The organism is Nocardia sp. NPDC004718, assembly GCF_053601535.1.
Genome location: NZ_JBSGCA010000012.1, coordinates 153,894 through 160,180, shown reverse-complemented (window position 1 = coordinate 160,180; position 6,287 = coordinate 153,894). Strand labels below are relative to the sequence as shown.

Annotated in this window: 7 protein-coding genes; 2 read left to right on the top strand and 5 right to left on the bottom strand. The window is 68.7% G+C overall.

What is annotated here, in order from left to right:
• Both ACWEH3_RS12145 and ACWEH3_RS12140 read right to left on the bottom strand, forming a co-directional pair.
• Window positions 1-783, bottom strand: a 783-nt coding sequence (locus ACWEH3_RS12145) for a TRAM domain-containing protein (RefSeq protein WP_452358311.1), incomplete at its 3' end; no start/stop codon positions are given.
• Between the two features lie 19 nt (window positions 784-802).
• On the bottom strand, window positions 803-2,791 hold the full coding sequence (locus ACWEH3_RS12140; RefSeq protein ID WP_450016721.1) for an APC family permease: 1,989 nt from the start codon (window positions 2,789-2,791) through the stop codon (window positions 803-805).
• A gap of 161 nt (window positions 2,792-2,952) precedes the next feature.
• On the opposite strand from ACWEH3_RS12140, the gene ACWEH3_RS12135 reads away from it, so the two are divergent.
• Together ACWEH3_RS12135 and ACWEH3_RS12130 are read left to right on the top strand one after the other, a co-directional pair.
• The gene (locus tag ACWEH3_RS12135; protein WP_450016719.1) at window positions 2,953-3,618 is read left to right on the top strand and encodes a potassium channel family protein; all 666 of its coding nucleotides are present in this window, start codon (window positions 2,953-2,955) and stop codon (window positions 3,616-3,618) included.
• Between the two features lie 2 nt (window positions 3,619-3,620).
• On the top strand, window positions 3,621-4,292 hold the full coding sequence (locus ACWEH3_RS12130) for a potassium channel family protein (protein ID WP_450016717.1): 672 nt from the start codon (window positions 3,621-3,623) through the stop codon (window positions 4,290-4,292).
• A gap of 52 nt (window positions 4,293-4,344) precedes the next feature.
• Here the strand turns inward: ACWEH3_RS12130 and ACWEH3_RS12125 are convergent, their stop codons facing one another.
• The 3 genes from ACWEH3_RS12125 to ACWEH3_RS12115 form a co-directional block, all read right to left on the bottom strand.
• The gene (locus tag ACWEH3_RS12125) at window positions 4,345-4,971 is read right to left on the bottom strand and encodes a sigma-70 family RNA polymerase sigma factor (protein ID WP_450016715.1); all 627 of its coding nucleotides are present in this window, start codon (window positions 4,969-4,971) and stop codon (window positions 4,345-4,347) included.
• Window positions 4,972-5,138: 167 nt separating this feature from the next.
• Complete coding sequence (locus ACWEH3_RS12120) at window positions 5,139-5,831, bottom strand: DUF3159 domain-containing protein (RefSeq protein WP_450016713.1); 693 nt, start codon at window positions 5,829-5,831, stop codon at window positions 5,139-5,141.
• Window positions 5,832-5,834: 3 nt separating this feature from the next.
• Window positions 5,835-6,212, bottom strand: coding sequence for an OB-fold nucleic acid binding domain-containing protein (locus ACWEH3_RS12115; protein WP_450016711.1), 378 nt, complete (start codon window positions 6,210-6,212; stop codon window positions 5,835-5,837).
• Between the last annotated feature and the right edge of the window lie 75 nt (window positions 6,213-6,287).

The window sequence follows — 6,287 nt, the reverse complement described above, 5'->3', positions numbered from 1 at the left end:
GTCGCCGCGAGCGGACTCCGCGGCGGGCCACTGTGCGCCGCGCCGATCCCGGCCGTGCGGCCGATCGCGGCGGCCACCTCCGCCGCCCGCACGCCGATCCCGGCTCCCCGGCTCCGATCGCCGCCCACTCCCGCCGGGACCGCGCCGACCGGGCTCGTGGCCGACCGGTTCGGACTCGGCAGCGGGCGCCAGCTCGACGACGTGCCGTATCCCATCACCGTCCACCGCGATCACCAGATCGGCGCCGGGCGTCCACCGCCGGTCCGCGATCCCGTCCAATGCCCCCGCGACCGGTTGCGGGCACCGCAGATCCGTGATCACGTCGGTGCTGCGATAGCGGTGCACGCCCGGACGTCCGCTGGCGTCGACCGCGAGGCGCACGCGGGTGCGCCACCCGCCGATCGCGTCGCCGGGCCCGATCGGCTCCACCACCACTTCCCGCTCGATCCCGGCCAGCCGCCGCAACTGTTCGGCCACCACCGTGGCCTTCAGCGCGCGCTGGGCCACCGGCGTGGCGAAGGAGAAATCGCAGCAGCCCGCGCCACCGGGGCCGGACACCGGACAGGTGGCCCGCACCCGATCCGGGGACGCCTCGAGCACCTCGACCGCGTCGGCACGGCAGAACGAGCCGCCGCGATCCTCGGTGACCCGGACCCGTACCAGCTCGCCGGGCAGGCCGTGCCGGACGAACACCACACGTCCCTCGTGCCGTGCGACACAGAAGCCGCCGTGACCCGGCGGCCCGAGCCGCACCTCGAACGTGGCGGTCGGCCGATCGCTCATCCCGAATGCTCCATGGACGTCACGTCCGATCCTCGTACCCGCGCCGCACCGCGCCCGGCGCGTTCACCACCCCCGGGGTCCGCGCCCGCGCGGACGAACTCAACTGCCACGGCACGCTGGTCACCATCACGCCCGGCACGAACAGCAGCCTGCCCTTCAACCGCAGCGCGCTCTGGTTGTGCAGCACCTGTTCCCACCAATGGCCCACCACGTACTCCGGGATGAACACGGTCACCACGTCACGCGGGGCGTCCTTGCGCACGCGCTTCACATAGTCCAGCACCGGCTTGGTGATCTCGCGATAGGGCGATTCGATCACCTTGAGCGGCACCGTGATGTCGCTGTTCTCCCACTCCCGGACCAGCGCCCTGGTGTCGGCCTCGTCGACGTTCACCGTCACCGCCTCCAGCGTGTCCGGGCGGCTGGCGCGGGCGTAGGCGAGGGCGCGGCGGGTCGGCAGATGCAGCCGGGAAACCAGCACGATGGAGTGCGAGCGGCTGGGCAGCACGCCGTCCCACTCGTGTTCGTCCAGCTCGCGCGCGACCGAATCGTAATGTCTGCGAATCATCTTCATCACGACGAAGATCGCCACCATGGTGCAGATGGCGATGTAGGCGCCCGCGAAGAACTTGGTGATCAGCACGATCACCAGCACCGCCCCGGTCGCGCTGAGGCCGACCGCGTTGATCACCCGCGAGCGCTTCATCCGCGCGCGCTGCGCCGGGTCGGTCTCGGTGCGCAGCAAGCGGGTCCAGTGCCGCAGCATGCCGGTCTGGCTGAGCACGAACGAGACGAACACGCCGACGATGTACAGCTGGATCAGCTTGGTCACCTCGGCGCCGAACAGCACCACGAACGCGATGGCCGCGCCGGACAGGAACAGGATGCCGTTACTGAACGCCAGCCGATCGCCCCTGGTGTGCAGCTGGCGCGGCAGGTAGCGGTCCTGCGCCAGGATCGAGCCGAGCACTGGGAACCCGTTGAACGCGGTGTTGGCGGCCAGCACCAGGATCAGCGCGGTCACCGTCGTAATGAAGAAGAAGCCGAGCGGGAAACCCTCGAACACGGTCTCGGCGAGCTGCGCGATCAACGTCTTCTGGTGGTAGTCCGACGGTGCGCCGGTCAGGTCCTCGACGTTGTGCGCGTACACCACCCCGATCTTCTGGGCGAGGATGATGATGCCCATCAGCAACACGATCGCGATCGTGCCCAGCATCAGCAAAGTGGTGGCGGCATTGCGCGACTTGGGTTTGCGGAACGCGGGCACACCGTTGCTGATCGCCTCCACACCGGTCAGCGCGGCACACCCGGAAGAGAACGAGCGCGCGATGAGGAAGGCGAACGCCAGCCCGTAGAGGTGCTCGTGCTCGGCGATCAATCCGAAACCGGCCGATTCGGCCCGCAACTCCTCGCCGAGTACGAAGATCCGGAACAGGCCCCAGCTCAGCATGAGGAACATGCCGATGATGAACGCGTAGGTCGGAATCGCGAATGCCGTGCCGGACTCCCGCACACCGCGCAGATTCATCGCGGTCAACACAGCGATGGCGACGACGGCGAACAGCACCTTGTGCGTCGCGACGAACGGGATGGCCGAGCCGATGTTGGACGCGGCCGAGGAGATCGACACCGCGACGGTGAGCACGTAGTCGACCAGCAGCGCGCTGCCGACGGTCAGGCCAGCGTTCGGCCCCAGATTGGTGGTGGCCACCTCGTAGTCGCCGCCGCCGGACGGGTAGGCGTGCACGTTCTGCCGGTAGCTGGCCACCACGACAGCCATGACGAAGGCGACGGCCAATCCGACCCAGGGGGCGTACAGGTAGGCCGTGACCCCGGCGGCCGAAAGAACGAGGAAGATCTCCTCGGGGGCGTAGGCGACCGATGACATGGCATCGGAAGCGAACACCGGGAGCGCGATTCGCTTCGGCAGCAGCGTGTGGCCGAGCGAGTCACTACGGAAAGGCCTGCCCAGCAGCACTCGCTTCGCTGCCGTCGTCAACTTGGACACTGGAGCGAGCATAGGCCCCCGCACGGTGGATCGCGCGCGTGGCTCGCAGGTTTGCTCGCCGGCTGGAGGGGGAACGTGGCCGGTGGAATCATTCGGCGGGTAGCGTTCGACCGAAAAGCGAAGCAGACCGAACACCACGGTTCCAGGAACGAGGTTGCACGGTGTACGTAGTGATCATGGGGTGCGGGCGCGTCGGCTCGTCGCTGGCCCATGCCCTGGTCCGCGTAGGTCACGAAGTCACCGTGATCGACCGGGACTCCAGTGCCTTTCTACGCCTGGGATCCGACTTTCCTGGCGAGCAGGTGACCGGCGTCGGTTTCGATCGAGATGTGCTGATAAAGGCGGGGATCGAACGGGCGGACGCGTTCGCGGCGGTCTCCTCCGGCGACAACTCCAACATCATCTCCGCCCGGGTGGCCCGGGAGATGTTCGGCGTGGAGCGGGTCGTCGCCCGCATCTACGACGCCAAGCGCGCCGCGGTCTACGAGCGGCTCGGCATCCCGACCATCGCCACGGTCCCGTGGACCACCGACCGCTTCCTGCGCGCGCTCGTCGGCGACACCGGCACCACCACCTGGCGCGACCCCACCGGCACTGTCGCTGTGACCCAGCTGACGCTGCACGAAGAGTGGTACGGCCGCACCGTGCGCGATCTGGAGCAGACCGTCGCCGCCCGGGTCGCGTTCATCATCCGGTTCGGCCGGGCAGTGCTCCCCGACAGCAAGACGATCATCCAGGCCGACGACATCGTCTATGTGGCCGCCGCATCCGGCGCCGTGGGCGAAACCGTCGCCCTGGCCGGGAAGCCCCCAGCGAGCGAGGACTGAACATGAAAGTGGCCATCGCCGGAGCAGGCGCCGTCGGCCGATCGATCGCCAGGGAACTCTTGCGCGGCGGGCATCGGGTCATGCTGCTCGAACGTGAACTCGAGCACATCGATGCGGCCGCGATCCCCGACGCGGTCTGGGTGCACGCCGACGCGTGCGAACTGGCTCTGCTGGAGCAGGCCGGTCTGGAGACCTACGAGGTGGTCATCGCCGCTACCGGCGACGACAAGGCGAACCTGGTGCACAGCCTGCTGGCCAAGACCGAGTTCGGGGTGCGCCGGGTGGTGGCGCGGGTCAACGATCCGCGCAACGAATGGCTCTTCGACGCTTCCTGGGGTGTGGACGTCGCGGTGTCCACACCCCGGCTGCTGGCTTCCCTGGTCGAGGAGGCGGTCTCCGTCGGAGATCTGGTGCGACTGATGACGTTGCGCCAGGGCCAGGCGAATCTGGTGGAGATGACGCTGCCCGCGGACACCGCGCTGGCCGGTAAACCGGTGCGCACGCTCATCCTGCCGCGCGACGCCGCACTGGTGACCATCCTGCGCGGCGGGCGCGTGATCGTGCCGCAGCCGGACGACGCGCTGGAGGGCGACGACGAGCTGCTGTTCGTGACTTCGGTGGAGGCCGAGGAGGACCTCCGGCTGGAACTCGCCAACCACGGCATCAGACCGTAACTCCCCGTGACACGGCCGGACGCGCGTTCTCGGCGAAGCGCTGCCGGAAGCCCTACGCGGCCAGCTTCAGCTCCGCGCGCAGCTTGTTCAGTGCGCGGTGCTGCATCACCCGCACCACACCCGGGCTGGTGCCGATGGCCTCGGCGGTCTCCGCGGCCGACCAGCCGAGCACGATGCGCATCACCAGCACCTCACGGTGCGCGGGGGCCAGCACTTTCATGAGTTCCCTTGTGGCGGCGCGGCGTTCGGAGGCCAGCGCCCATTCCTCGGGACCGGCGGCGCAGGACGCGGAGTCCGGGACGTCGGCCACCGGGTAGGCGGGGTGCTGCTGGGAGCGGCGGAACGCGTCGGCGACCTTGTTGGCCGCGATGCCGTAGACGAAGGCCAGGAACGACTTGCCCTGGTCGCGGTAGCGCGGGATGGCGTTGACAGTGGCCAGCAGGATCTCCTGGACCACGTCGTCGGCGGTGACCTGCAGATGGGCCGTGTTGCCCAGGCGGGCGCCGCAGTAACGCCGCACCAGCGGATGAACGATCCGGATGATCTCCGAGACCGCCCGGCGATCGCCCCCGGCGGCCGGACCGATCAGCTTGTCCAGCTCGGCCGAGATCCGCCGGCTCTCCGAGAGCGCGGGGTTGTGGTTGACGGGCAGTGCCGCGGTGTTGTGCTCGGTAGCCACGTCCGAGTCCTTTCTTGCCGATCAGTGCGTGTTTTTCGGTACGCATAGATCGTCTGATGAACTCGGAGGACCAACCAGGCACCCCAGGGTGGGGAAGCACCCACCTCGGCGGTGGCGATCTCCCCACCCCTGTGGTTTTCGCCGGATGGCGGCGGAAGGTTAACGGCTCAGGCCGGTTCGGTCGCGCGCACCGACTTGGCGGGCAGGTGACCGGCCCGGCGCACGGCCCAGATCGTGACGGCCAGCGCCACCGCGGTCAGCGGCCAGCCCATCGCGATGCGGGCGAAGGCGAGCCAGCCGGTGCGGTCGGTGTCGTAGAGCTGCGACTGCACCAGGTAGCGCGCCCCGAACACGAGGATCCAGGTGGTGGTGGCCAGGTCGTAGAGCCGCACCGAGCGCGGGTCGGACCGCCAGTCGGAGCCGTGGCCGTTCAGCACGCCCCAGATCACGCCGACCAGCGGCCTGCGGATCAGGATGGACGCGAGGAACACCCCGGCGTAGACGAGGCTGGTGTAGATGCCGAAGAGGAAGAACCCTTTGGCCTCGCCCATCCGGTAGGCGATGAAGGCGCAGATGCCGACGCCGAAGAAGCCCGAGATGGCGGGCTGGATGGGATCGCGCCGTACCAGGCGCCACAGGAGGATGGCGGCCGCCACCCCGAGGGCCGACCAGATCGCGGCGGCCAGCCCGGCGACACTGTTCACGGGAACGAACACGACAACGGGAAGCGTCGAGTAGATCAGGCCGCTGAAGCCGCCCAGTTGTTCGAGGAGGGTCTGCTCGGCACGTTCCTCGTCACGGTCGGGCGAGGGGAGCCCGGTGCGGTCGTCCGATCCTGCGTTGTCGTTGCTCGAAGGCATACGTCAGCTGTTCCCGCGCAATTCGTAGTAGGGGTTGAAGATCACTTTGCGGCCGTCGCGGTCGCCGACCCGGCCTCGGACGAGGATGCGCCTGCCCGGCTCGATGCCGGGAATGCGCCTGCGCCCGATCCAGACCAGCGTAATCGCGTCGGTGCCGTCGAAGAACTCGGCCTGGACGCTGGCGCCCGCCGACTTGGGACACGCTTCGACGCTACGGAGCCTACCGAGCATGGTCGCCTCGTCACCGCGCCGACACTCCGACGCGCGGCACGCGCCCGATGCCTCGGACGTCTCGGCCAGCTCTTCGGCATCCAGCTGATCGATGTCTTCGGTCAGCCTGCGGCTCAGACGTCGAAAATACCCTGAGGCTGCGGATGACATTGTGCACGCTCTCCTGCATAGAGCAGATGGCGTGGGTCGCACACCATCGTGAGGGATCCGATCCGCACGGCCTGC

What these genes read in the sequence shown, in the direction of transcription:
- ACWEH3_RS12130 (WP_450016717.1), top strand. Translation starts at nt 3,621, where the DNA reads ATGAAAGTGGCCATCGCCGGAGCAGGCGCCGTCGGCCGATCGATCGCC.
- ACWEH3_RS12120 (WP_450016713.1), bottom strand. Translation starts at nt 5,831, where the DNA reads ATGCCTTCGAGCAACGACAACGCAGGATCGGACGACCGCACCGGGCTC.
- ACWEH3_RS12115 (WP_450016711.1), bottom strand. Translation starts at nt 6,212, where the DNA reads ATGTCATCCGCAGCCTCAGGGTATTTTCGACGTCTGAGCCGCAGGCTG.